General features: G+C 72.4%; 17 protein-coding genes and 1 tRNA gene. 7 read left to right on the plus strand and 11 right to left on the minus strand.

Annotation, left to right across the window (positions count from 1 at the left end; translation table 11 throughout):
- Nucleotides 1-110: 110 nt before the first annotated feature.
- Complete coding sequence (locus ACZ619_RS19665) at nt 111-1739, minus strand: pyridoxal phosphate-dependent aminotransferase (protein WP_469600257.1); 1629 nt, start codon at nt 1737-1739, stop codon at nt 111-113.
- Nucleotides 1736-2632, minus strand: coding sequence for a TauD/TfdA family dioxygenase (locus tag ACZ619_RS19670; protein ID WP_469600259.1), 897 nt, complete (start codon nt 2630-2632; stop codon nt 1736-1738). Before ACZ619_RS19670 ends, ACZ619_RS19665 begins: the two co-directional genes overlap by 4 nt.
- 292 nt (nt 2633-2924) lie before the next feature.
- On the opposite strand from ACZ619_RS19670, the gene ACZ619_RS19675 reads away from it, so the two are divergent.
- Complete coding sequence (locus ACZ619_RS19675) at nt 2925-3845, plus strand: 2OG-Fe(II) oxygenase family protein (RefSeq protein ID WP_469600261.1); 921 nt, start codon at nt 2925-2927, stop codon at nt 3843-3845.
- On the opposite strand, the gene ACZ619_RS19680 is transcribed toward ACZ619_RS19675, so the two are convergent.
- The gene (locus tag ACZ619_RS19680; protein ID WP_469600617.1) at nt 3842-4798 is read right to left on the minus strand and encodes an LLM class flavin-dependent oxidoreductase; all 957 of its coding nucleotides are present in this window, start codon (nt 4796-4798) and stop codon (nt 3842-3844) included. The two genes, ACZ619_RS19675 and ACZ619_RS19680, sit on opposite strands and share 4 nt — an antisense overlap.
- 100 nt (nt 4799-4898) lie before the next feature.
- Between ACZ619_RS19680 and ACZ619_RS19685 the strand changes: the two genes are divergently transcribed.
- Nucleotides 4899-5897, plus strand: a complete 999-nt coding sequence (locus ACZ619_RS19685) for an aldose epimerase family protein (RefSeq protein WP_469600263.1) — start codon at nt 4899-4901, stop codon at nt 5895-5897.
- 6 nt (nt 5898-5903) lie between these two features.
- On the opposite strand, the gene ACZ619_RS19690 is transcribed toward ACZ619_RS19685, so the two are convergent.
- Nucleotides 5904-6461, minus strand: a complete 558-nt coding sequence (locus ACZ619_RS19690) for a Type 1 glutamine amidotransferase-like domain-containing protein (RefSeq protein ID WP_469600265.1) — start codon at nt 6459-6461, stop codon at nt 5904-5906.
- A gap of 115 nt (nt 6462-6576) precedes the next feature.
- Between ACZ619_RS19690 and ACZ619_RS19695 the strand changes: the two genes are divergently transcribed.
- Together ACZ619_RS19695 and ACZ619_RS19700 are read left to right on the plus strand one after the other, a co-directional pair.
- Nucleotides 6577-7446: a BtpA/SgcQ family protein gene (locus ACZ619_RS19695; protein ID WP_469600267.1), complete on the plus strand. Its 870-nt coding sequence runs from the start codon at nt 6577-6579 to the stop codon at nt 7444-7446.
- On the plus strand, nt 7443-8504 hold the full coding sequence (locus tag ACZ619_RS19700) for an SIS domain-containing protein (RefSeq protein WP_469600269.1): 1062 nt from the start codon (nt 7443-7445) through the stop codon (nt 8502-8504). Before ACZ619_RS19695 ends, ACZ619_RS19700 begins: the two co-directional genes overlap by 4 nt.
- Before the next feature lie 47 nt (nt 8505-8551).
- Here the strand turns inward: ACZ619_RS19700 and ACZ619_RS19705 are convergent, their stop codons facing one another.
- The 5 genes from ACZ619_RS19705 to ACZ619_RS19725 form a co-directional block, all read right to left on the minus strand.
- Nucleotides 8552-9814, minus strand: coding sequence for an ATP-grasp domain-containing protein (locus tag ACZ619_RS19705; RefSeq protein ID WP_469600271.1), 1263 nt, complete (start codon nt 9812-9814; stop codon nt 8552-8554).
- Nucleotides 9811-10773, minus strand: coding sequence for an NAD(P)/FAD-dependent oxidoreductase (locus ACZ619_RS19710; protein WP_469600273.1), 963 nt, complete (start codon nt 10771-10773; stop codon nt 9811-9813). The genes ACZ619_RS19705 and ACZ619_RS19710 overlap by 4 nt, the downstream gene beginning before the upstream one ends.
- An 81-nt stretch (nt 10774-10854) precedes the next feature.
- Nucleotides 10855-12732, minus strand: a complete 1878-nt coding sequence (locus ACZ619_RS19715; RefSeq protein WP_469600275.1) for an ABC transporter ATP-binding protein — start codon at nt 12730-12732, stop codon at nt 10855-10857.
- Nucleotides 12729-14672, minus strand: a complete 1944-nt coding sequence (locus ACZ619_RS19720; RefSeq protein WP_469600277.1) for an ABC transporter ATP-binding protein — start codon at nt 14670-14672, stop codon at nt 12729-12731. The genes ACZ619_RS19715 and ACZ619_RS19720 overlap by 4 nt, the downstream gene beginning before the upstream one ends.
- A complete protein-coding gene (locus ACZ619_RS19725; RefSeq protein WP_469600279.1) occupies nt 14669-15199 on the minus strand; it encodes an N-acetyltransferase in 531 nt (176 codons plus the stop codon). Before ACZ619_RS19725 ends, ACZ619_RS19720 begins: the two co-directional genes overlap by 4 nt.
- A gap of 230 nt (nt 15200-15429) precedes the next feature.
- Between ACZ619_RS19725 and ACZ619_RS19730 the strand changes: the two genes are divergently transcribed.
- Nucleotides 15430-16611 (plus strand): GNAT family N-acetyltransferase, encoded by a 1182-nt coding sequence (locus ACZ619_RS19730; RefSeq protein WP_469600281.1) that lies wholly within the window; start codon nt 15430-15432, stop codon nt 16609-16611.
- Between the two features lie 170 nt (nt 16612-16781).
- On the opposite strand, the gene ACZ619_RS19735 is transcribed toward ACZ619_RS19730, so the two are convergent.
- Together ACZ619_RS19735 and ACZ619_RS19740 are read right to left on the minus strand one after the other, a co-directional pair.
- On the minus strand, nt 16782-17630 hold the full coding sequence (locus ACZ619_RS19735; protein ID WP_469600283.1) for a streptomycin biosynthesis protein: 849 nt from the start codon (nt 17628-17630) through the stop codon (nt 16782-16784).
- 663 nt (nt 17631-18293) lie between these two features.
- Nucleotides 18294-18376: transfer RNA gene (locus ACZ619_RS19740), tRNA-Leu, on the minus strand.
- A gap of 376 nt (nt 18377-18752) precedes the next feature.
- On the opposite strand from ACZ619_RS19740, the gene ACZ619_RS19745 reads away from it, so the two are divergent.
- Together ACZ619_RS19745 and ACZ619_RS19750 are read left to right on the plus strand one after the other, a co-directional pair.
- Nucleotides 18753-19526, plus strand: coding sequence for an ABC transporter ATP-binding protein (locus ACZ619_RS19745; RefSeq protein ID WP_469600285.1), 774 nt, complete (start codon nt 18753-18755; stop codon nt 19524-19526).
- Complete coding sequence (locus ACZ619_RS19750) at nt 19526-22054, plus strand: ABC transporter permease (RefSeq protein ID WP_469600287.1); 2529 nt, start codon at nt 19526-19528, stop codon at nt 22052-22054. The genes ACZ619_RS19745 and ACZ619_RS19750 overlap by 1 nt, the downstream gene beginning before the upstream one ends.
- Nucleotides 22055-22127: the final 73 nt, after the last annotated feature.

A 22127-nucleotide genomic window follows, 5' to 3' on the forward strand; every position in this document is an offset into this window, starting at 1 on the left:
GCGCGTTCTCTCTTCCTCTCTCGGGTCCCGGGCTCTGCCGGGGTGGCTGGGGGCCGCGGGCGCGCGGTGCGGCGCCGGTCCGTGCACCCCGCCCGCCCCGCGCGCTCCGGTCAGGTGCGCACTCTGTTCGACTGCGGATACGGCACGGTCGAACGCGGGGTGCCCCGGACGGCCCGCTGCCGGTCCGCCAGCCGGTCCAGGGCCACCGACAGCTCCTCCCAGCGGCGGGCGCTGGTGATCCGCACCGTGCCGCCGGACAGACCGAAGGTCAGCAGGCCGGGGAAGACGGACACGCCCGTCTCCCGCAGCAGGTCCCGGAAGCAGAGGTAGGAGTCGGTGTAGCCGTCGAAGTCGAGGGCCAGGTTGATGGAGTACGCCGCCGGCATCACCGAGACGCCGGGCAGGTCCAGGCCGCCCGCGGTGGCCTCGCGCAGCGCCAGCAGGGACTCCTGCCGGGCCAGCCGGTCGGCGCGGTAGGTCCGGTAGGCGGCGGCCAGGGCGCGCGGCTCCAGCCCGTACCCCGGCTCGAACTCCGCGCACTCGCGCGGGCCCGGCTCCTCGACGCCGGTGACGAGCCAGCGCTCCATCCGCGCCAGCACCTCCACCAGGGTGTAGAAGAACGAGGGCGGTCCGCCGAAGGTGGTGGACGCGTACTCGTAGTACGCGTCCACGAAGACGCGGTCGGCGATGATCCAGCCCACCTTGAGGCCGGGGGCCGACCAGTTCTTCGAGAGGCTGTTCACCCGGATGACGTGCGGTGCCGCGCGCAGCTTGGACGGGGTGACCGGGCGGCCGAGCCACTCGTGGCACTCGTCCAGCACGATGGCCGTGTTCGGCGAGGCCGCCTGGATCAGTTCGCCCAGTTCCTCCTCGGTGACCAGGGCGCCGGTCGGGTTCGCCGCGGTCTGGAGCAGCACCAGGGGCGTGTCCGGGCGCAGTTGCTCGATCAGCGGGCGCAGCGACGTCGTGCCGTCCTCGGCGGGCAGGGGCACCAGCCGTACGTCACAGCGCCGGGCCACGGACTCCACCAGCGGCGGGTAGTTGGGCACGGCGCACAGGGCGGGCGCGGTGGGGGTGGCGCCCAGCAGCAGGAAGTCGGCGAGGCTGCTGATGGCGAAGGTGGCGCCCATCGTCAGGGCGACGTTCTCGGCGTCGTAGGCGGAAAAGCCCATCCGGGCCGACTCGTACCCGGCGACCGCCTCCCGGGAGGCGTCCCGGCCGCGGGAGTCGGAGTAGCCGTACCAGTCGCGGTCCAGCGCGTGGCCGACGCATGCCTTGAGGGCGCCGGGCAGCCCCCAGGCCTCCTCGTCCACGGCTCCGCCGGAGAGGATCACGTCGGCGCTGGGGCGCAGGTCGCCGTAGAGGTCGTCGCGGAAGTAGAAGTTGAACATCTCCTTCACGAAGCGGACCGTGGCCCGCGAGGACAACACCTCCTCGCCGCTGAACGTCCGGCGCACCGCTGACTCCCGCCAGCGGGCGGCGAGTTGGGGCCGGGTGCTGTGCGGGCCGAGTTCGCTCTCCACCCGGCCCAGATACAGGTCGCGCAGTTCCATGGGGTCCGTCGGATCGACGGCCCGCCGGAAGATGTCGATCAGCCGTTCGTCCGGTGCGGGGTCCATGAGCACCCCGGCGGCCGGGGCGGCGGCGCCCGCCCTGCGGACGACCTCCTCGGGCACCGCGAGGGGCCTGCCGCTCCTGAAGCCGCCCGTGCCGGAGAACAGCCCAGATCCTGTGCTCATCGTGCCCCCGTGTGCTGTGACGGCCTGATCCGCAGCCGCTTGAGATGGCGGCGGGAGCCGGGCAGATGCGCCGCGCCGGAGGTGCGGCCGTGGAAGAAGCGGGTGTTGTCGATGGCGGCGAGCGTGCCGCGCGTCCAGTGCACGGCCGCGGCGGACGCCGGCGCGTACATGGCGGCGAGCAGCGCGCGGAACGCGTCGTCGACGTCGGCCTCGGTGGCCCCGGGGGCCTCGCTGACCCAGTGCAGCGCCGCGGACCCGAAGTCGCGGAAGGAGAAGACGGGTCTGCCGTCGACCTCGCGCAGCACCGGGGGGACGCCCTGGCCGGTGCGGTAGCGGGTGGCGCGCAGGATGTCCCGCTGCGCCGGGGTCAGCGCCTCGTGGACGCCGGCCATCGGCACCAGCACGGTCTGCGCCGGGAGGAGTTCCCGGCCCTCGGCGGTGACGGCGGGTCTCCCCGGGTCGCAGCACATCAGCACGATGTACCGGGGCTGACCCGTCACGGGCCGGCCGCTGCCCTCCGAGTGCAGGGTCAGCGATCCGGTCGCGAAGGGCTGGAGCGCCACGTCGTCAGTCTCGGGGTGGACGCTGACCAGGTTGAGCAGCACCTCCCGGAAGACATGGGCCCGCACCGCCGGGTCCGTCTCCGGTATCGGCTCCCCCAGGCGCTCGCCCAGGACGATGAAGTCGTCGTCCCCGGGGAGGCCGCCGAGGGCGCCGAGGAAGAGACCGTCAGCGTCCAGCCCGCGCAGGGTCCGGGCGGCCAGCTCGCCGTCGGAGACCTCGGTCAGCGGCTCGCGCGGGGCCGGCAGCCGCCGGCCGCCGTCCAGCAGGGCCGCGCGCAGGGGGACATGGGGGTCGGAGTCCCGTTCGGCGAAGGTGCCCCGCACCGTCACTCCGGTTTCCCGCCGCACACGCGGCACGCGTAATCGGAGAATTCTCTGCCGTTGAGCGAGTTCGAACGAAACACAAGAAAGCCTCCGCAGCCCGGAAAACGTACGTGTCTCTGACTTGATCGCCCGGAAAGCGTAAGGACCGATTTCCGGGATGACAACGTTGGCCAGGCGTTCGCCCGAACATGCGAAATCGCCGGACGCGGACTCAAACGCGTGGACTCGGACGCGGCCCGTGGCCTACGGTCGTCCACCGAGATCCGCAGGCCGGACCCACGAGGGAGCGTCAGGGGCCATGCAGATAGGGATTGTCGACCACACCAGCCCGCACGCGCCGACCGAGTTCGCCAGATCCATGCGGGAGACCGGTTTCGGCATCATCGTCAATCACCCGCTGGCCGGGGCAGGACTGACCGAAGAGATCCACCGGGAATGGGCGGGATTCTTCGCCACCGAAGCGAAGTGGAAATATCGAAACTCGGGCGGCCAGGACGGATTCTTCCCGCCCCCGGCGAGCGGGGGGAACGAATCCCCCGGGCTCGACCGCAAGGAGTTCTTTCAGATCATCCGGGGCGGCAGTTATCCGGCGGAGGTGCCGGATTCCGCGCTGCGGTACTTCGACGCGGCGAAGGACCTCGCGGCCGCGCTGCTGGGCTGGCTCGGCGACGCGGTGCCGAAGGACGTGGCACACCGGTTCCCCCGGCCGCTGCCGCGGCTGCTGGACGGCCCGTCCGCCACGACCCTGCGCATCCAGCGCTACCTGCCGGCGACCGGCGAGGAGACCGCCGGCTCCATGCGGGGGCTGGCCCACACCGACCTGAACCTGATCACCGTGCTGCCCGCACCCCGGCTGCCGGGGCTTCAGGTGCGCGACAGCGCGGGCGCGTGGCACGACGTGCCCTGCGATCCGGGCGCCTTCGTGATCAACGCCGGGGAGATGCTGGAACAGCTGACCGCCGGCCGCTACCGGGCCACCGAGCACCGGGTGCGCTTCCCGGAGGGCGCGGCCGGCGGACAGTCCCGCTTCTCCATGCCGATGTTCATGCACCCGGCCGGCGACACCCGGCTCAACGACCGGTACACGGCCGCGTCGTTCCTGCGCAAGCGGGTGGCGGACCTGCGGAGCAAGGGGTGGCGGCCGGCGCCGGGGGGACAGGTGGAGGAGGGGGACGGGACGGACGGCGCCGCGCCTGCGCCCGGCCCCCTGGTCTCCTAGCCGGCGGGGCGCAGTGCCGGGATCACCTCCGTCGCGAACAGCTCCACCGTCCGCCAGTCCAGCGGCGGGCGGGATCCCAGCAGGAAGTCCCGCACGCCCAGCTCACGATAGGGCTTCAGGCGCTCCACGCACTCCTCGGGCGTGCCGAACACCAGGTACTCCGACCACAGCGGCGAGTCGGGCGGCAGGATCCGCGCCACGGCCGCCCTGCGCTCCTCGATCTCGCGCCGGTCCTCGCCGAGGACGGCACGGAAGGTCATCGACTGCCGGATCGTGCCCGGGTCGCGGCCGAGATCCGCGGCGTGCCCGGCCAGCGCGTCGAGCCGGCGCCGGTAGACCTCCGGCTCGGCCACGAGCGTGTTCCAGATGTCGGCGTGCTCGGCGACGATCCGCAGCATCCGCCGCTCGCCCTCGCCGCCGATCACGAGAGGCAGCCGCCGCTGCACCGGCTTGGGCTCCAGGTGCGCGGCGGAGAGCCGGTAGTGCCTGCCGTCGAAGTCCGTCCGCTCCTCGTCCCACAGCCCGCGCAGCACCCGGCACGCCTCGTCCAGCATGTCCAGCCGCTGCCCGGCGGGCGGAAAGGGAATGCCGTACTGCTCGTAGCCGAGATCGTCACCGGCGGCGCCGATCCCGAACTCCAGCCGTCCGCCCGAGACATGGTCGATGGTGGCCGCCGCGGCGGCGGCCACCGCCGGATGCCGCCAGGTGACCGCCGAGACGAGCAGGGCGCACCGGATACGGCTGGTGTGCGCGGCCAGCGCGGACAACAGGGTGGTGCCCTCGAAACAGGGGCCGGCGGGTCCGCCGATGGGCGGGCGGAAATGATCGAAGCAGGAAATCCAGTCGTAGCCCAGTTCCTCCACCCGCTGCCACAGTCCGACCATTTCAGAAAAGGACGTGTACTGCTGCCCCGAATGAACTCCGAACCGGACCGCGTCTCCGTACAACCGCATGCGCCGACCACTCCCGAAGGTTTTGTCGAAGGTTTTATTGAAGGTTTTTCCGAGGGTTTTTCCGAAGATCGTGTGCGCAGCATTTTCCGTGGAGGGAACCGTGAAAATCCAGAGACAGCTCGTCGGACGCACGAACACCCCGCAGGGAACCGGCCTGCCGGTGGAGTCGTACACCCTCGACAACGGCGGCGATCTGGCCGTCACCGTGTGGACCTACGGGGCCACCCTGGTCGAGGTCCGCACCCCCGGCCGGGACGGCCGCCGGGACAACGTCGTCGTACGGCTGCCCGGGCTCGCCGACTACGAGGACCGCGGGCGCAACGCGTACGTCGGGTCCACGGTGGGCCGCTACTGCCGCTGTGTCCGGGACGGCCGGCTGGTCCTGGACGGCGTCGGGCACCAGCTCTCCCGGAACGAGGGGCCGCACCATGTGCACGGCGGCCACGAGGGCTTCGACCGCCGGGTGTGGGCGGCCGAGGCGGACCGGGACGGCGACGGCCTGGTGCTGCGGCTGCGCCTGGAGAGCCCCGACGGCGACCAGGGCTACCCGGGCGCGGTCACGGCGGAGACGGTGTACCGCGTCGACCGCGAGGCGGGGCTGACCGTCGAGTTCGGCGGGACGACGACGGCGCCGACGGTCTTCGGCCTGACCAACCACGCCTTCTGGAACCTGGCCGGGCACGGCACGATCGACGGACACCTGCTGGCCGTCAACTCCAGCAGCGGGGTGTTCTTCGACGACGAGCGGATGCCGCGCGGCGGGCCGCCCGCCGACATCCGCGGGACCCGGCTGGACTACCAGGGCGCCCGGCCGGTCGGGGACGCGGAGCTGGACGACTTCTTCGTGCTGGACGACCCCTGGCTGTGGGCCGCCCAGCTGCACGACCCCGGCAGCGGCCGGTCGCTGGAGGTGCGGACCGAGGGGCCGGGGATGGGGGTGTACTCCGGCGACAAGATGCTCACGCCGCGGGCCGGGCTGGCCCTGGAACCGGGCTGTTTCCCGGACGCGCCCAACCGGCCCGACTTCCCGTCGGTCCGCCTGGACCCGGGCGAACGGCGCACCGAGAGCACGCTCTACCGCTTCTCGGTCACGCCGTAGCGGCGGTCAGCCGACGACCCGCACGCCGTCGCCGTCGGCCACGATGACCTCGCCGTCGCGCAGCGCCACGAAGGGCTCGTGATGGTCGATGTAGTGCTGGACGGTGAGCTCGATCTCCTCGGTCTCGGGGTGGTCGGAGCGGTAGTGCGGCGCGACCGCGAACGGCAGCAGGCCCAGCCCGTCCCAGAGCGGGGGGCCCGCGGGGTAGCCCGGGGGCAGGTGGTCGGGGTCGTCCACGTGCCCGGCGATGCCGCGCAGGGTGGTGCCGGCGACGGCCGCGGCGGCGCTGTACCCGCCGAGCACCAGGCGGTCGGCGGCCAGGAACTCCCGGAGCAGGCCGTCCGCGCCGCTGTGCCGCAGGGCGCGGCGCAGGACGAAGGTGTTGCCGCCCCGCACATAGACCAGATCGACGTTCTCCAGAGCTTCACGCAGGGAAGGTCCGCCTTGGAAATGGTCCCGGAGGTCGAGTTCCTCCGGATTCAGGCCCACGGATTTCAGTTCCGTGATCTCACGCTCCGTGGAGGCGGCCCGGGTGTCCGCGTCCTGGAAGTCGTAGGCATTCATCACAAGGGCTGTTCGCGTGCGCCCGTCGAGCAGGCGCCGCAACTCGTCGGGCCGATTTCCGATGCGAAAAGAAGAAAGATAAAGACGCATAACGTGCAGTATACGAGGTGATCCGTTGAGTCAGATCGAAAGCGATCGGGCGGCCGAAAACCGCCCGCGGGACGAAGAGGACGGCCGGGCGGACCGGCCGGACAGGGCCCGGCCGGGCAAGGTGTGTCTGGGGGTCGTCCACCTGGATCCGCTGCCCGGCACCCCCTTCTACGAGGCGGGGTCCTTCGAGCGCATCCTGGACGACGCCCTGGCGTCCGTGCGGGCGCTGTACGAGGGGGGCGCGCACGGCGCCCTGCTGCAGACCGTCGACCGTGTCTACTCCACGCGCGACGAGTCCGACCCGGCCCGGACGGCGGCGATGAGCCTGATCACCCGGGCCGCCCGGGAGGCCACCGGCGACGGCTTCCGGATCGGGGTGCAGCTGATGCGGCACGCCACCAAGGCGTCGCTGGCGGTGGCCAGGGTCTGCGGGGGCGACTTCGTGCGGGCGACCGCGATCGTGGGCGCCACCGTCAGCACCCACGGCGTGGTCGAGGCGGACCCGCTGGACGTGATGGAGTACCGGCGCCGGATCGACGCCTTCGGCGTCCAGGTGATCGCCGACGTGGACTCCATGCACTTCCGGTGGCTGGGCGGCGGCGTCCCCACCGAGTCGATAGCCCGGCAGGCCGCGTTCGTCGGCGCGGACGCGGTGTGTCTGGGCGGCAAGGACGAGCGGCGGACGCTGGAGACGGTGGCGGCGGTCCGGCGCACGGTCCCCGGCGTGCCGGTCTTCCTGGCGGGCCACACCGACCACGAGAACGCGGCCCGGCTGCTGGCCCACGCCGACGGCGCGTTCGTGAGCACCTGCCTCAACGGCTGGCAGGGCCGCATCCAGGTGGAGAAGGTCGCCGCCTACATGGACGTCCTGCGCTCGCTGGAGGACGCCGCGTGAGCGCCCGCCGGGTCTACACGACCGACGAGATGCGGCGCCAGGTCCGTTGCCTGGCACCGGAGTTGGCGGCGGCGGTGGACCACCTGGCCCGGACCACCGCCGACGGGCCGCCGGCCGCGGGCCCCGGCCTGAGCCGGGTGGTCCTCACCGGCAACGGCGACTCCTACCACGCGGCACGGGCGGCGGAGCTGGCCTTCGAGAGCCTCGCCGGCCTGCCCTGCGAACCGCTGAACGCCCAGCGGCTCCTGGACTACGGCGCGGTCGGGCCGCACGCCGACGGGCGGGACACCCTGGTCGTCGGGGTCTCCGCGTCGGGGGCGAGCCCGGCGGTGGTGCGGGCGCTGGAGGGGGCCGCGCGCCGGGGTTCGCGGACCGTGGCGGTGACCGTGGTGCCGGACAGCCCGGTGACCCGGGCGGCGGACCTCGCCCTGACCGCCCCGACCGGCCCCCGGCAGGCCGCCCCCGGCATCCTCACCTACCAGGCCTGTCTGACGGCGCTGCTCGTCCTGGCCGTGCGCCTGGGCGCCGGGCGGCGGCCCGCGGGGCCGCTGCTGGACGAACTGCGTGCCGCGGCCGACTCGGTCGCGGCCACCGCGGAGGCGCTGGAGAAGCCCTGCCGTGAGCTGGCGGAGGAGGTGGCCCGGTCCGCGGCCCCGCTGGTGGTGACGGGCACCGGTCCCCAGGCGGGCACCGCCAAGTACGCGGCGGCGAAGGTGGTGGAGGCGTCCGGGCGGCCGGCCTTCGCCCAGGACCTGGAGGAGTGGTGGCACGTGGAGCGCTTCGCGCTCCCCGCCGACGGCCCGCTGGTCGTCCTGGCCCCGCCGGGCCGCAGCCACGCGCGCGCGGTCGGGCTGGTGGAGCGCGGCACGGAGATCGGACGCCGCGTGGTGGCCGTGGCCCGGCACGACGACCCGGCGGTGCGCGCGGCGCACCGGGTGCTGCCGACGCACGGCACGCTGCGCGAGGAGTGGAGCCCGCTGGTCGACCACGTCTTCGCGGGACTGCTGGGAGCGGGGCTCGCGGACGCGGCCGGGCGCCTGCCGTTCTCCACGGGATGAGGCGGTGGGGGTGCGGGCCGGATTCGGCCCGCACCCCCACCGCCCGGCTACCCGACCTCGACCGGATGGGTGCGTGCCAGCTCCTCGCCGGTCCGCAGCAGCGCCTCCTCGCTGTCCGCCCCGTAGACGACCATGACGCACACGTTGGCGGAGGACTGCCCCAGGGTGACCTCGCTGCCGACGGCGGGCCCGATGGAGACGTCCAGCACGTGCTCGTGGGCGAGGAGTTCGTCCCGGGTGGGTATCCGGGTCACCCGGCCGGACCGGGGCGGGGTGATGTTCAGCATGCCGGTGTACCGGAACGGGCTCTTGCGCAGCGGGAGTTCGCAGAGGTCGCCGTCGAGCAGCTCGTGCGCGGCGATCTCCCGTTCGTCCACGCCGACGGCGGCCCCGACGAGCTGGGACACGGTGAGCCCGCCGAGGCGGCTGGCGATCTCGGAGAACACCAGCCGGCCCGTGCCGTGTTCGCGGAAGAACTCCAGGTGCGTCGGTCCCCGGGTCAGGCCGAGCTGCCGGTTGAGCCGCCGGTGCAGCTCCCGCACCCCGGCGTACAGGTCGGCGTGGTCGTCCTCGGGGAGCAGCACCGAGAGCCCCGGCCCGGCCCCCTCGCGCAGCCGCAGCGGCGGTGTGACATAGCGGCTGACACAGAAGATCCAGGGTTCGCCGTCCCGCCAGACGGCGTCGACGTGGAACTCCTCGCCGTCGATGAACTCCTCCACCAGCAGCTGCTGGGACCGGAGTTCGGGCGCGTACCGGAAGTCCTTGAGGGCGGCGGCCAGTTCCCCGCGGTCCCGGACGACGGTGGTGGAGACGGTGCCCCAGCCGTTGGCGGGCTTGACCACGGCCGGATAGCCGACGGCGCTCTCCAGCCCGGCGAGGGCCTCGTCACCGCCGTCGGCGAGCGCCGCCGGGTCCGGCACGGAGACGGTGCGGGCGGTGGCCACCCCGGCCTCCCGGGCCCGCTGCTTCATCAGCCGCTTGTCGCGGGTGGCCAGCACGACGGAGGCCGCGGGCTGGTCGGCGGAGAGCAGGTGGGCCAGATGGGCGGCGGCGTACTGGCTGAACTCGTTGGAGGACATCACCTTGTCGATGGCGACGCCCTCGCCGAGGAGGTCCGCGGCGACGGCGCTGAGTTCCTCCAGCGCGTCGAAGGACGAGACGTAGTAGACCTTCTCGAAGCGCGCGAGGACCTCGGGGGCCAGGCCCTGCGGGGTGCGTTCGTGCACGACGTGGAGGGCGACGTCGTCGCGGTCGAGCATCGGGGCCGCCCAGTAGGGGCTGTACCGCACCAACAGAACGTTCGTCGTCATGCCTTGGGTCCCTGTCCGCCGGGGGTCTTCTTCAACTGGGTCCAGTACGAGTCGAGCAGCGGCCCGAACGCGATGTCCTCGCAGATGGAGCGGGCCGCGTTGATGCCGCTGGCGGCGGCGCCGGTCCACATGAAGTACGGGCCGCTGCCGGAGCCGTTGCCCGCGCACCACACGCGGGGGTGGGAGGTCTGGCCGAGGACGGTCGTGCTGATGCCGCCGTTCTCGTTGAGTTCCAGGCCGAGCCGGGGGACGAAGCGGAGGTTGTGCTTCTTCACCCCGGGGATCAGCAGGGCTCCGGCGGCGACCCGGGCGCCCTCCTTCGTGTGCAGGGTCAGCGAACCGTCCGGCAGCCGGTCGGCGGCGGTGACCTCGTCTACGAGGACGGTTCCGCCGCGCTCGCGCAGCCGGTCGGCCATGGGCGTGCGGGCGGCGTCCGGGTCGGAGACGACGGCGGTCATGGCCGTGGCGTACTGGACCGACATCAGCGCCATGCCGATCGCCTCCAGGCCCCGGCCGACCGCCGCGAAGGGCTTCCCGTCGTGCTCGTGGGTGTGGCAGAAGGGGCACTCGAAGACGGTCCGGCCCCAGACCCCGTCCGGGAGCCAGGCGGGCAGTTCGTCGACCGGCCCGGTGGCGAGCAGCAGCCGGTCGGCCGGGTACCGGTCGCCGCCGCGGGTGCGTACGGCCACCCCGGCCTCGTCGGCCTCGGCCTCCAGCACCTCGTCCCACACGAGGGTGACGCCGTACCGGCGGGCCGTCTCCTCCATCGTGCCGTACAGGGTGACGGGCGAAACCCCTTCCGCGAAGGGGACGTTGTGCACCGACTCGACGCAGGAGTTGCGCCGGTTCTCCGTCGAGACCACGAGCACGCGCAACTTGGCGCGGGCGAGCATGACCGATGCGGTGAGCCCCGCGGCTCCGGCGCCGATGACCACCACGTCATGGGGAGGGGACGACATGAATCTCCTAACTCTGGCCTGCTGCGGCTCGGTCGGTCTGTCGGGTGGGCCGGCCCGCGGGCCGCTCGGACGGCCGGTCCGTCAACGCGCGGGTCCGTCGGCCGTTCCCGCGGTCTCGAAGGCCGCCGCCTGCATGCGGTACAGGTCCGCGTAGACCCCGCCCAGCGCCATCAGCTCGTCGTGGTCGCCGAGTTCGGCGACCGAGCCGTCCGCGACGACCACGATCAGGTCCGCCATCCGCACGGTGGAGAAGCGGTGCGAGACCACGAGGGTGACCGTTCCGTGGCGGGCGCCGAGGGACTTCGCGAGCGCGGCCTGCCGGCGGTAGACGGCGTACTCGCTGCGCGGGTCCAGGGACGCGGTCGGCTCGTCGATGACGCACAGCAGCGGCGCGGTGCGCATGTGGGCGCGGCTCAGCGCGACCCGCTGCCACTGGCCGGTCGACAGCTCCTGACCGTCGAACATCCGGCCGAGCTGGGTGTCCAGACCGTCCGGCAGCGCGGCGACGATCTCCGTCGCGTCCCCGTCCCGCACGGCGCGGGCCAGCCGCTCGGGCCGGTCGGCCGCGGCGAGGTCCCCCACGCCGACCGACTCCCGCAGCAGGAACCGGAACCGGGCGAAGTCCTGGAAGTTGGCGGTCGTCCGGGACCACCAGCGGGCCGCGGGGATGTCCGCCAGCGGCACGCCGTCGACCAGGACGGCGCCCTCGGTCGGCTCGTAGAACCGGGACAGCAGCTTGACGATGCTGGTCTTGCCCGCCCCGTGCTCCCCGACGACGGCGACGGTCGTCCCGGCCGGCAGCCGCAGGTCCACGTTCCTGAGCACCCACCGGTCGGTGCCCGGGTACTTGAACGACACCCCGGCCAGCGTGATGCCGTCGGTCAGCCGGTCCGGCACCCGGACCGCGGCCTCGGCACCAGCGTCGGCACCGGCACCGGTGCGGTGGGCCGCCGCGTGGTTCTCCAGCCACAGGAAGGCGTCCAGCGCGCTCATGCCGTCGGTGGTGCGCTGGAGCGACCGTACGACGCCCTCGGCCTGGCCGCGCAGGGTGTTGGTGAGCGTGACCAGCAGCAGGACGTCGGCGGGCTGGGTCCGGCCGGAGGCCACGTCGTGCACGATGAGCAGCAGGGCGGCCACGTATCCCAGGACGAAGACCGCCCACCCGGCGATGCCGAGCCCGGCGTTCGCCCACTGGGCCCGTGCCTGGACGCGGATGATCCGGTCCCACACCTCCCGGCCGTGGGCGCGCAGCCGCGGTCCCGCCCCGGCGATCCGCACCTCCATGTTCGACGTCGCCTCGGTCAGCAGGGTCTGCACGTGCTCGGCCTGCCGGACGTCCTGCGCGACGGCGACAGCCGCCCTCCGGATCCCGCGCTGCCCCCGGCGCGGCAGCCACAGCGCCGGGACCAGAAGCAGCGCGAGGACGAGCAGCACCGGAGCCGTCAGCGCCAGGATGGCGAGCACCACGGCCAGCCTGACCAGCATGGTCAGCCCGTCGAGGAGCACCCATCCGCAGCGGGCGATGACGTCCCCGCTGCCGCGCACCATGGCGATGCGGTCCGCGTACTCCGGGCGTTCGAGGTGCTCGATGCCGTCCAGTCCGGCGACGAGGCCGAGGATCCGCTCGTCCAGGTCGACCCCGCCCGCCTCGTCGAGCAGGTTGACCACGTTCAGCCGCGCGGAGGCCCCGATGACGGTCACCGCGTAGCTGACGGCGGCACCGACCGTGGCGAGCAGCGCGTCCTGGACGCGTTCGTGCAGGGCGCTCTGGATGAGCGCGCGCAGGGTGAGGGCGAAGGCGCCGGTGGCGAGGACGTCGGCCACGGCGAGGACGCCGAAGGCCAGGACCCAGCCGCGGTGGCGCTGCCAGGAGAGCGCGAACAGCCGCAGCAGCACCTGTCCGCGGGCCGGTCCGCCACCGGCCGTGGCACCCGGTCCACGGCTTGCGCCACGGGTCATGAGGAGGTCACCTCGTCGCGGTCGACGGGGGCGGGCCGGGCATCGTCGAGGGGGTCGGGGGACTCGTCCTCGACGAAGCGGGCCGCCTGGAGACGGAACATCTCGGCGTACGGGCCGTCCAGGGCCAGGAGTTCGTCGTGCGTGCCCGTCTCGACCACCCGGCCGCCGTCGAGCACGGCGATCCGGTCCGCCCTGCGGACGGTCGACAGCCGGTGGGAGATCAGCAGCACGCTCGCGCCGTCGGCGTGCCGCATCACCCGGGAGAAGACGTCGAGTTCGGCGCGGACGTCGAGATGCGCGGTCGGCTCGTCGAGGACGAGCAGCCGGGCCCCGCACGCGACCGCGTACAGCGCCCTGGCCAGGGCGACGCGCTGCCACTGCCCGCCGGAGAGGTCGATGCCGCCGGTGTAGCCGCGCGCCAGCGGGGTGTCCCAGCCGGCCGCGGCCCGTTCCACCAGGTCGGTGATGCCGGCCCGGTCCGCGATGTCGGCCAGCAGCCGCTCGGGCGCGGGGTGGCCGGGGGCGCCCTGGACGACGTTGTCCCGCAGCGGCATCTCGTAGCGGTTGAACTCCTGGAAGACGATGGTGATCCGGCGCCGCCAGGCCTCCGGGTCGAGCTTCGTCAGCGGTACCCCGTCGACGGTGACCGCGCCGGCCGTGGGCTCGTACAGCCCGGCCAGCAGCTTGGTCAGCGTGGTCTTGCCGGCGCCGTTGACGCCGACGAGGGCGAGCAGTTCACCGGGCCGGATCTCCAGGTCGAGACCGCGCAGGGTGGGGCGGGCGGCACCGTCGTAACGGAAGTCCACGGCTTCGAAGCGGACGAGAGGAGGTGGGCCGGCCGACGCGGACGCCGCCTCCGCGAGCCCCGGTGTCCCCGCCGGAGTCGGTGTCTCGGTCCCGGGGTCGCGTACCGTGAGGCGTTCGGTCAGCCGGTCGGCCGCGTGGAGGGCCGGCAGACCCGCGAACTCCACGTCGTAGGCCTCCGTGTCCCAGCGGCTCACCGCCAGCACTCCCCAGAACGCCCCGAGGTGGACGGCGAGTTGGCCGGCGGATATCCGGCCGGACGCCGCCGACACGGCGAGGTCGGCGAGCCCGGCCGTGGTGGCGACGGCGAGCAGCACGAAGTGCCACCGCAGCCGCACCAGCAGGGCCCGGCGCACCGACGCCGTCCCGCGCACCCGGTCGCCGGTCACCTCGCGGTAGCGGCGCGTCGCCCAGTCGGCGAGCCCGAACACGCGCAGTTCCTTCGCGGCCCAGGGGGCGGCGGCGACCTGCGTGTAGTAGTCCTCGCGGCGCATCCCCGGCGCCCAGCCGCGCACCACGGCGTGCTGCCGCATCCACTGCCGCCGGGTGGAGGAACGCACGAACAGCGCGACCGCCAGCATGCACAGGGCGAGCGGCCAGGAGAAGAAGGCCAGCACGCCCGCCGCGGCACAGGCGCCGACCGTCCGGGTCGTGATCGTGAGCTGCCCGGCCGCTCCGGTGCCCACCGTGTAGAACACCCAGCTGGGCAGCCCCTTCATCGCGGCCAGCACGAGGTCGTCCTGGACGGCCGGGTCCTCCAGCAGCGCGATGCCGTCGGCACGGGTCGCCAGCTCGCCCAGCCGCAGCCGCTGATGGGCGTTGACCCGCTGGGCCGCGACGACCCGCAGGGCGGAGTGCAGGAACTCGAACGCCTGCGAGGCGAAGATCAGCACGCCGAGGGCGACCGTCAGCAGGGTGAGCGCGTGCTCGTCGTCCGGACGGGACACCAGACGGGAGACCAGGGCGCCGGTCATCAGGCCGGTGGCGGTGGGCAGCAGTGCGAGGCAGAGGTCGACGACGGCCAGCCCGACGAAGACCGGCGCCCCGGCCGCGCGGAGCAGTCCGGTCAGCCGCCAGAGGTCACGCAGTCTGGACGTGGCGTCCCGAAGCACCGTCGGACGAGGTCGGTCCGTCACCGCGGCGATGCCTCCAGGTCGTTCTGGAGGCGAACACGGCGGACGCCGCCTTCGGAGAGGACGGGACCGTAGGACCGGAATCCGAATTTCTTGATGAGTCCGAGCGTGTTGGTGAGATCGGGATTGGTCTCGGCGCGAAGGGCGGTCGCCCCGTGTTCGAGCGCGACTTCCATCGCCCGACGCACACACATCAGCCCCGTCAATTCCCCGCCGGCCACCCGGTCGGGAAGCACCGCGAGCCGCTGCATGTACATGGGCTTCTCGGTGTGCGGAAAAACATCGGTACCGGACTTGAACGAGGGCGCCCACGTCAGGGTGAACATGCCCACGGCCACGCCGTTTTCCCGGATGACGTGCACGGATCCGGATGTCACCAGACCCTCGGTGCTCTCTCTGTTGCGGCGCGGAACGGGAGTTCCGTAGGCCTCCGAGATAAACACGTCGGAAGCGCAGAGGAGTTCGTGCACTTCGTCCACGCCAGAAGCGATCGACCACCCGTCGGACAACTCGGCACCGCGCTCTGTCATGCGCCTCAATATGACGCAGGGGTCCAGGGCTGTCCATGTTCGCCGACTTCGCGAACGGCGGGGTGTGTTCGACTGCGGACGGCCCGCGGTCGAACTCTCGAACACCCCGCGCGGCGCCGGTACCGTGACCGCCCGCCGCGCCACCGCACCCCTTTCCGCGCCACTTCCGCGCCGCGGTCCCCGCCCGCGCCGCGATCCCTCTCCCCTTCGGGCCCCGGAGCACTCGCCGCATGATGACGAACGCCGACAGCGCACATCCCGTACAGCACGTCCGAGCGGTGGACGGCCTCCCCGCGTGGGACGCCCTGGCGTCGGACGCCGGCTTCTACCTCTCCTCGCCCTGGCTCCGCTTCGTCGACACGAGCCCCACCGGCGAGCCCCACTACTTCGCCCTGCGGGAGCGGCCGGACGCGGGCTCGGCCCCGCACCCGGACCCCGTCGCGGTCCTGGCCGCCCACTGGAACCCCCGCGACCCGCACCGGAGCTACCGGCCCGCGACCGCCCTGGACGTCCCGGCCGCCCCGCCCGCCCTGACCGTCGGCGGCCGGCGGGGCTACTGCTCCGCGGTCCCGGCCCCGCCCGGCGCCGCACCGTCGACGGCTGCGGCACGCACCGCGGCCCTGCTGACCGGCGCCCTGCGGGAGCTGCCGCAATCCGAAGGCCGCTGGTGGTGGCCCTATCTCACCCCCGAGGCCACGGACACCGTCGTCGCCGCCGCCCGGCTGCTGGGGCCGCTCACCGCGCGGGAGATCCATCTGGTGGGCGCGGACTGCGTGGTCGACCTGGTCGGCGAGAGCCCGGAGGACCTGCGCCGCTCGCTGAACGGCAAGCAGCGCCGGACCAACTGGCAGCGGGAGGTCAGGCGGTTCGAGGAGAGCGGCCTGAGGATCCGCCGCACCCGGCTCTCCGAGGTCTGCGAGGAAGGCGCCCCCCTCCTCGCCCAGGTGCAGTGGAAGTACGGCCACGAGGAGACCGTCGAGGAGCAGCGCTCGACCCTGGGCCGGCAGGCCGACCACCTGGACGGGCTCTCCGTCGTCTTCGAGGCCAGGGACGGTCGGGGCCGTCTGGTCGGCTTCTCGCTCTGCTACGTCCGGGGCCCCGAACTGAGCCTGCGCCTGGTCGGGTTCGACTACGCGGCGGCCCAGGACTCGGCGACGTACGCCCAGGTCATGCTGCACGCCCCGCTCCGGTACTGCTACGAACGCGGCCTGCGCCGACTGCACCTGGGCACGGAGTCGTACCGGGCGAAGTGCCGCAGGGGCGCCCGGGTGCGGCCGCTGTGGGCGGTGGCGCCGGGGGTGCGGGCGGAGAAGGACGCCGTCCTGGACCGGGCGCACCGGCTGGCCGCGTCCTTCCCCACCGCGGAGGCCGCCGGTTTCATCGAGGCCGTACGGTCCCGCACCGGCTCCTGACCGGCCGCACCGCCACCACCGGAACACCACCACCGCCACCACCACCGCCACCACCACCGTCGCCGGAACACCACCACCGTCGCCACCACCGAACGCCGCCACCGGAACACCACCACCGGGGGCGGCTCACGGCGTTCGGCGTTCGGCGTTCGGCGGCCGCCTCCCGCGCGCTACCCGATCGCCGCGCGGCTCTCGCCGGAGGCTCCCTGGAGCTGCTCGCTGAACTCCTGCCAGGCCCTGGCGTTCGCCTGCGCCACCTGGAGCACGCTCTGCACGCTGTGGGGCGGGATGTGGTCCAGCAGCGCCTGCCAGTGCTGCCGCTCGGGCTGGCTGCTCAGCCAGTTCAGCAGGACGCGTCCGGTCTCGCTGAACCGCAGGGACGGATCCTTGCGGAGCTTCTGCAGCGCGACGGTCCCGTCCGGCTCGGGGGCCGCGGTGCCCGGCGCCGGGGCGGGCCGGTGGCCGCCCTCCTGCCGTGCCGCCCCTCTGTTCTTCGCCCGCCGCTGGCCGGAGGGCACCGGATCCTGGCCGTAGCGGAGCCGGTCGCGGACGTCCATCACGGTGGACGGCGCCAGCCCGGCGGCTCTGGCCACCTCCCGCAGGGACGCGCTGGGGTTCTCCAGCAGCAGCGCCGCGGCGAGCTGCCGTCCGGTGGCACTGCTGACGGGACGGACCCGTCCGTCCCGCCCGACCCGGGCGAGGCCCCGGCCGTCCTGGCCGCCCTGGCCGTCGGTCCGTGCCCGGTCGGTGAGCTGGTCCCGCACGGCCCGCACGGCCCGCGCCGAGAGGCCGGTGACGGCGGATATGGCCCGGTCCGACAACTCGGGACGCTCGGCGACGATACGCGCCGCCGCAGCTTTCCGATCCGGAAGCGACAGGGGAAGTCCGTGCCGCACATTCATCTCGACCGCGACGATGAAAGCATCTTCCGCGACCCCGTCGAAATAACATACATCAATGGTCTTGTCGCCACGTAACGCGGCGGCCCGCAGCCGGTGCATGCCGTCGACGACACGCATGCTGGGTCGGTGCACGATTACGGGTGGGAAATGCGCGTCGGATTCGGCGAGAAGACGTATGTGGTCGGATCGCTCACCCTCCAGCCGGGGCGAATCCCCAGGCAGAAGGGAGCTGATGGGAAGTCTCACGACCAGACGCCGTTCCAGCAGCGCAGTCATTCGGGCACCGTTTTCCTTTAACGCCAAGGCAGGCAACCCCGTTCTTCACTCAGCTATCGCAGTACACAGGAATTAGATCATCCGCATCCCCGGCATGCAATCGCCACCAAAGCATTTTAAGTAAAGAACACGATGGGGATTTAACTAGGCGCATCACGAAATCTGCATGCAGGGCGAATTCTTCCCGTAAAGGATGTGAAGAATTGGATGTATCGTGTTCTATCTCGCATATCACGTCTGGGCCCGACCGGACGCGCGCACCCCCGGCGGGGCCGGGCGGTGCGGACAGGAGGTGCGGCCGATCCGGGCGGTGGCCCGTGGGGCGCGAAGAAGGCGTGCGGATGCCGGGTGCGCGGATCCCGGTCCGGCCGGTACGCCGGAACAGCGGGGCCGCGAACACCCCGGGACTCCGCCTGAAGAGGGTGCGCGGGGCCCGGGAAGGGTGGCCGACTCACGCCGGCACCAACCGGACTTTTGGCCCGGTGGGCCGGATAGGGCGGGAAGTGCCCGGAACCGGACTTGAACCGGTACGCCCGCGAGGGGCAGCGAGGTTTAAGCTCGCCGTGTCTGCATTCCACCATCCGGGCAGGCCATGGGCTCCGCTACGAGTCCACGAGCCTATCGGGAGGCGTCTCCCGAGCACCGGGCGGGCAACCCGATGTTGTCTTATTTTATTGACGTCTGAGGGTGCATCAGCCCCTGGAACGAGCCATCCGCACTTGCCAATAGCGTTACGCGGGGTGGGTGCGCGCGTACGCGGAATGACGGAATTTCACCGTCCGAACAAGGGGGCTCCACCTGTTCTCCGAGGGGCGCGCCTCATCCCCAGGTATGACCCCGAGCCCTCCCGGTCCAACCCCAGTCGGCCCCCGGAACGGGAACTGCGGGTGACTCCACGGGCCCGTACGGCGGCGACGATGGTGGGGATCCATGCAGCCGTCGTCCCGACAGGAGCGCCCTTCCGTGTCCACCACACCCATCGCCGACCGGCGGACCACCACCGTGGCCGCCCGCGCCACGGACCTCTCGAAGATCTACGGCCAGGGTGAGACCCAGGTGGTCGCCCTGGACCGGGTCACCGTCGAGTTCCGGCAGGCCGAGTTCACCGCGATCATGGGACCGTCCGGTTCCGGCAAGTCCACGCTGATGCACTGCGTGGCCGGCCTCGACACCTTCTCCTCCGGTTCCGTGCGGATCGGCGACACCGAGCTGGGCTCCCTGAAGGACAAGCAGCTCACCAGGCTGCGCCGGGACAAGATCGGGTTCATCTTCCAGGCGTTCAACCTGCTGCCGACCCTGACCGCCCTGGAGAACATCACGCTCCCGATGGACATAGCGGGCCGCAAGCCCGACCAGGAGTGGCTGGACAGCGTGATCCGGATGATCGGTCTCAAGGACCGGCTCGGCCACCGTCCCTCGCAGCTCTCCGGCGGCCAGCAGCAGCGCGTCGCCGTGGCCCGCGCGCTCGCCTCCCGGCCGGAGATCATCTTCGGCGACGAGCCGACCGGGAACCTCGACTCCCGCTCCGGCGCCGAGGTCCTGGGCTTCCTGCGCAACTCGGTGCGCGAGCTGGGCCAGACGGTCGTCATGGTCACCCACGACCCGGTCGCGGCCTCCTACTCGGACCGGGTCGTCTTCCTCGCCGACGGCCGGATCGTCGACGAGATGTACCGGCCCACCGCCGAGACGGTCCTCGACTTCATGAAGCAGTTCGACGCGAAGGGCCGCACCAGCTGATGTTCCGCACCGCCCTGCGCAACGTACTCGCGCACAAGGCCAGGCTGATGATGACCGTGCTCGCCGTGATGCTCGGCGTCGCGTTCGTCTCCGGCACCCTGGTCTTCACCAACACCATCTCCGACGCCTACCAGAACAGCTCCGCCAAGGGCTTCGAGGGCGTCGACGTCGCCGTACAGGCCAAGCACCAGGACTCCCGGGGGGACCGGGTCGGCACCACGCCCGACCTGACCCAGGCGGTGCTCGACAAGGCCGAGAAGGTCCCCGGGGCCGCCTCCGCCACCGGCGTCGTCTCCGGCTTCACCGCGATCGCCGACAAGGACGGCAAGCTGATCGGCGGCGGCTGGCAGTCCGCGGGCGGCAACTACTGGGGCACCGAGGACGCCCGCTACCCGCTGGTCGGCGGCCACGCGCCCAGCGGCGCGGACGAGGTGCTGATCGACTCCAGCACCGCCGAGCGGGCCGGCTACAAGGTCGGCGACACCGTGCGCATCTCGGTGAACGGCCCGGTCCTCACCCCGAAGATCGCCGGCATCTTCACCACCGACGACGGCAACGTCGCGGCCGGCGGCAGCCTCGCCCTGTTCGACACGGCGACCGCCCAGCAGCTGTTCGGCAAGAAGGGCGCGTACGACGAGATCGACGTGACCGCGAAGTCCGGCACCAGCCAGACCGCCCTCAAGTCCCAGCTGGACGCGGCGCTGCCGGAGAAGCTCGTCGAGACCACCACCGGCGACAAGCTCGCCGACGACCAGGCGCAGGCCATCGCCGATGGCATGAGCGGTCTGCGCCAGGGCCTGCTGGTCTTCGCCGGCATCGCGCTGTTCGTCGGCACGTTCATCATCGCCAACACCTTCACCATGCTGGTCGCCCAGCGCACCAAGGAGCTGGCCCTGCTGCGCGCGGTCGGCGCCTCCCGCCGCCAGGTCACCCGCTCGGTGCTGATCGAGGCCTTCGTGGTCGGCACGGTGGCCGGTGTCACCGGTCTGGTCGCGGGCATCGGCATCGGCGCCGGACTGCGCTCGCTGCTGGGCGCGTTCGGGGCGAGCGTCCCGGACGGCCCGCTGGTGATCACGCCGAGCACGGTGGTGGCCGCGCTCGCCGTCGGCGTCGGCATCACCATGGTGGCCGCCTGGCTGCCCGGCCGCCGTGCCGCGAAGATCCCGCCGGTCGCCGCGATGAGCGCCCTGCACGCGGCCCCGACCGCCAAGTCCCTGGTGCTGCGCAACACGATCGGCGCCCTGTTCTCGGCGGCGGGCGTGGCGGTGATCCTGGCGGCCACCACGATGAGCGGCAGCGACGGCCAGGCCCCGATGGGGCTGGGCGCGGTCCTGCTCATCATCGGTGTCTTCGTGCTGACCCCGCTGCTGTCCCGCCCGCTGATCGCGGCCGCGGCCCCGCTGCTGCGCGGGTTCGGGGTCGCCGGGAAGCTCGCGCGGCAGAACTCGGTGCGCAACCCGCGCCGTACCGCGGCCACCGCCTCCGCGCTGATGATCGGTCTCACCCTGATCACCGGCATGACGGTGATGGCGGGCAGCCTGCAGAAGTCGATCGACGAGATGGCGAGCGCGGCGATCAGCGCGGACTACGTCGTGTCGATGGCCAACGGCAACCCGCTCTCCCCCGACGTCGCGAAGAAGGTCGCGGCCGCCGACGGCGTCACCGCGAGCAGCCCGCTGCGCAACGCGGCCTCCCGGATCGACGGCGACACCGAGTACCTGACCGGCGTCGACGGCTCGGCGATCGGCAAGCTGACCGACCTCACGGTGGACAGCGGCTCCTTCGAGGTGGGCGGCTCGGACGTCGTCGTGGACGACAGCACCGCGAAGTCGCACGGCTGGAAGGCCGGCTCGTCCTTCACCGTCCACTACGAGGACGGCAAGACGCAGAAGCTGACGGTCGCCGGGGTCTACGAGGGCAACCAGCTGATCAGCGGGATCATGCTCGACAACTCCGTGCTCACCCCGCACGTGGCCGACCCCGCCGACATGCAGGTCATGCTCAAGACCGCGAAGGGGGCGTCCGACGCCACCAAGGACGGGCTGGAGAAGGCGCTCGGCTCCAACCCGGCGATCAAGGTGCAGGACAAGCAGGACCTGTCCGACTCCATCGCGCAGGCCTTCACGCTGATCCTGAACATGGTCTACGGCCTGCTCGCGATGGCGGTGGTCGTCGCGGTCCTCGGTGTCATCAACACCCTGGCCATGTCGGTGTTCGAGCGGTCCCAGGAGATCGGGATGCTGCGCGCGATCGGCCTGGACCGCAAGGCGGTCAAGCGGATGGTCCGCCTGGAGTCCCTGGTCATCTCGCTCTTCGGCGGGGTGCTGGGCATCGGCCTGGGCGTGTTCTTCGGCTGGGCGGCCGGCCAGCTGGTCGGCGCGAAGATGCCGACGTACGAACTGGTGCTGCCCTGGGCCCGGATGGCGGTGTTCCTGCTGCTGGCCGGCACGGTCGGTGTGCTGGCCGCCCTGTGGCCGGCCCGCCGCGCGGCGAAGCTGAACATGCTGGCGGCGATCAAGTCCGAGTAGCCGCGGACGGTACGGCGAAGGGGGCCCGCGCCCGCGCGGGCCCCTTCTCGTCGTCCGGTCCCGCCGTCCTGCC

Source organism: Streptomyces sp. NPDC104367, from assembly GCF_055583825.1.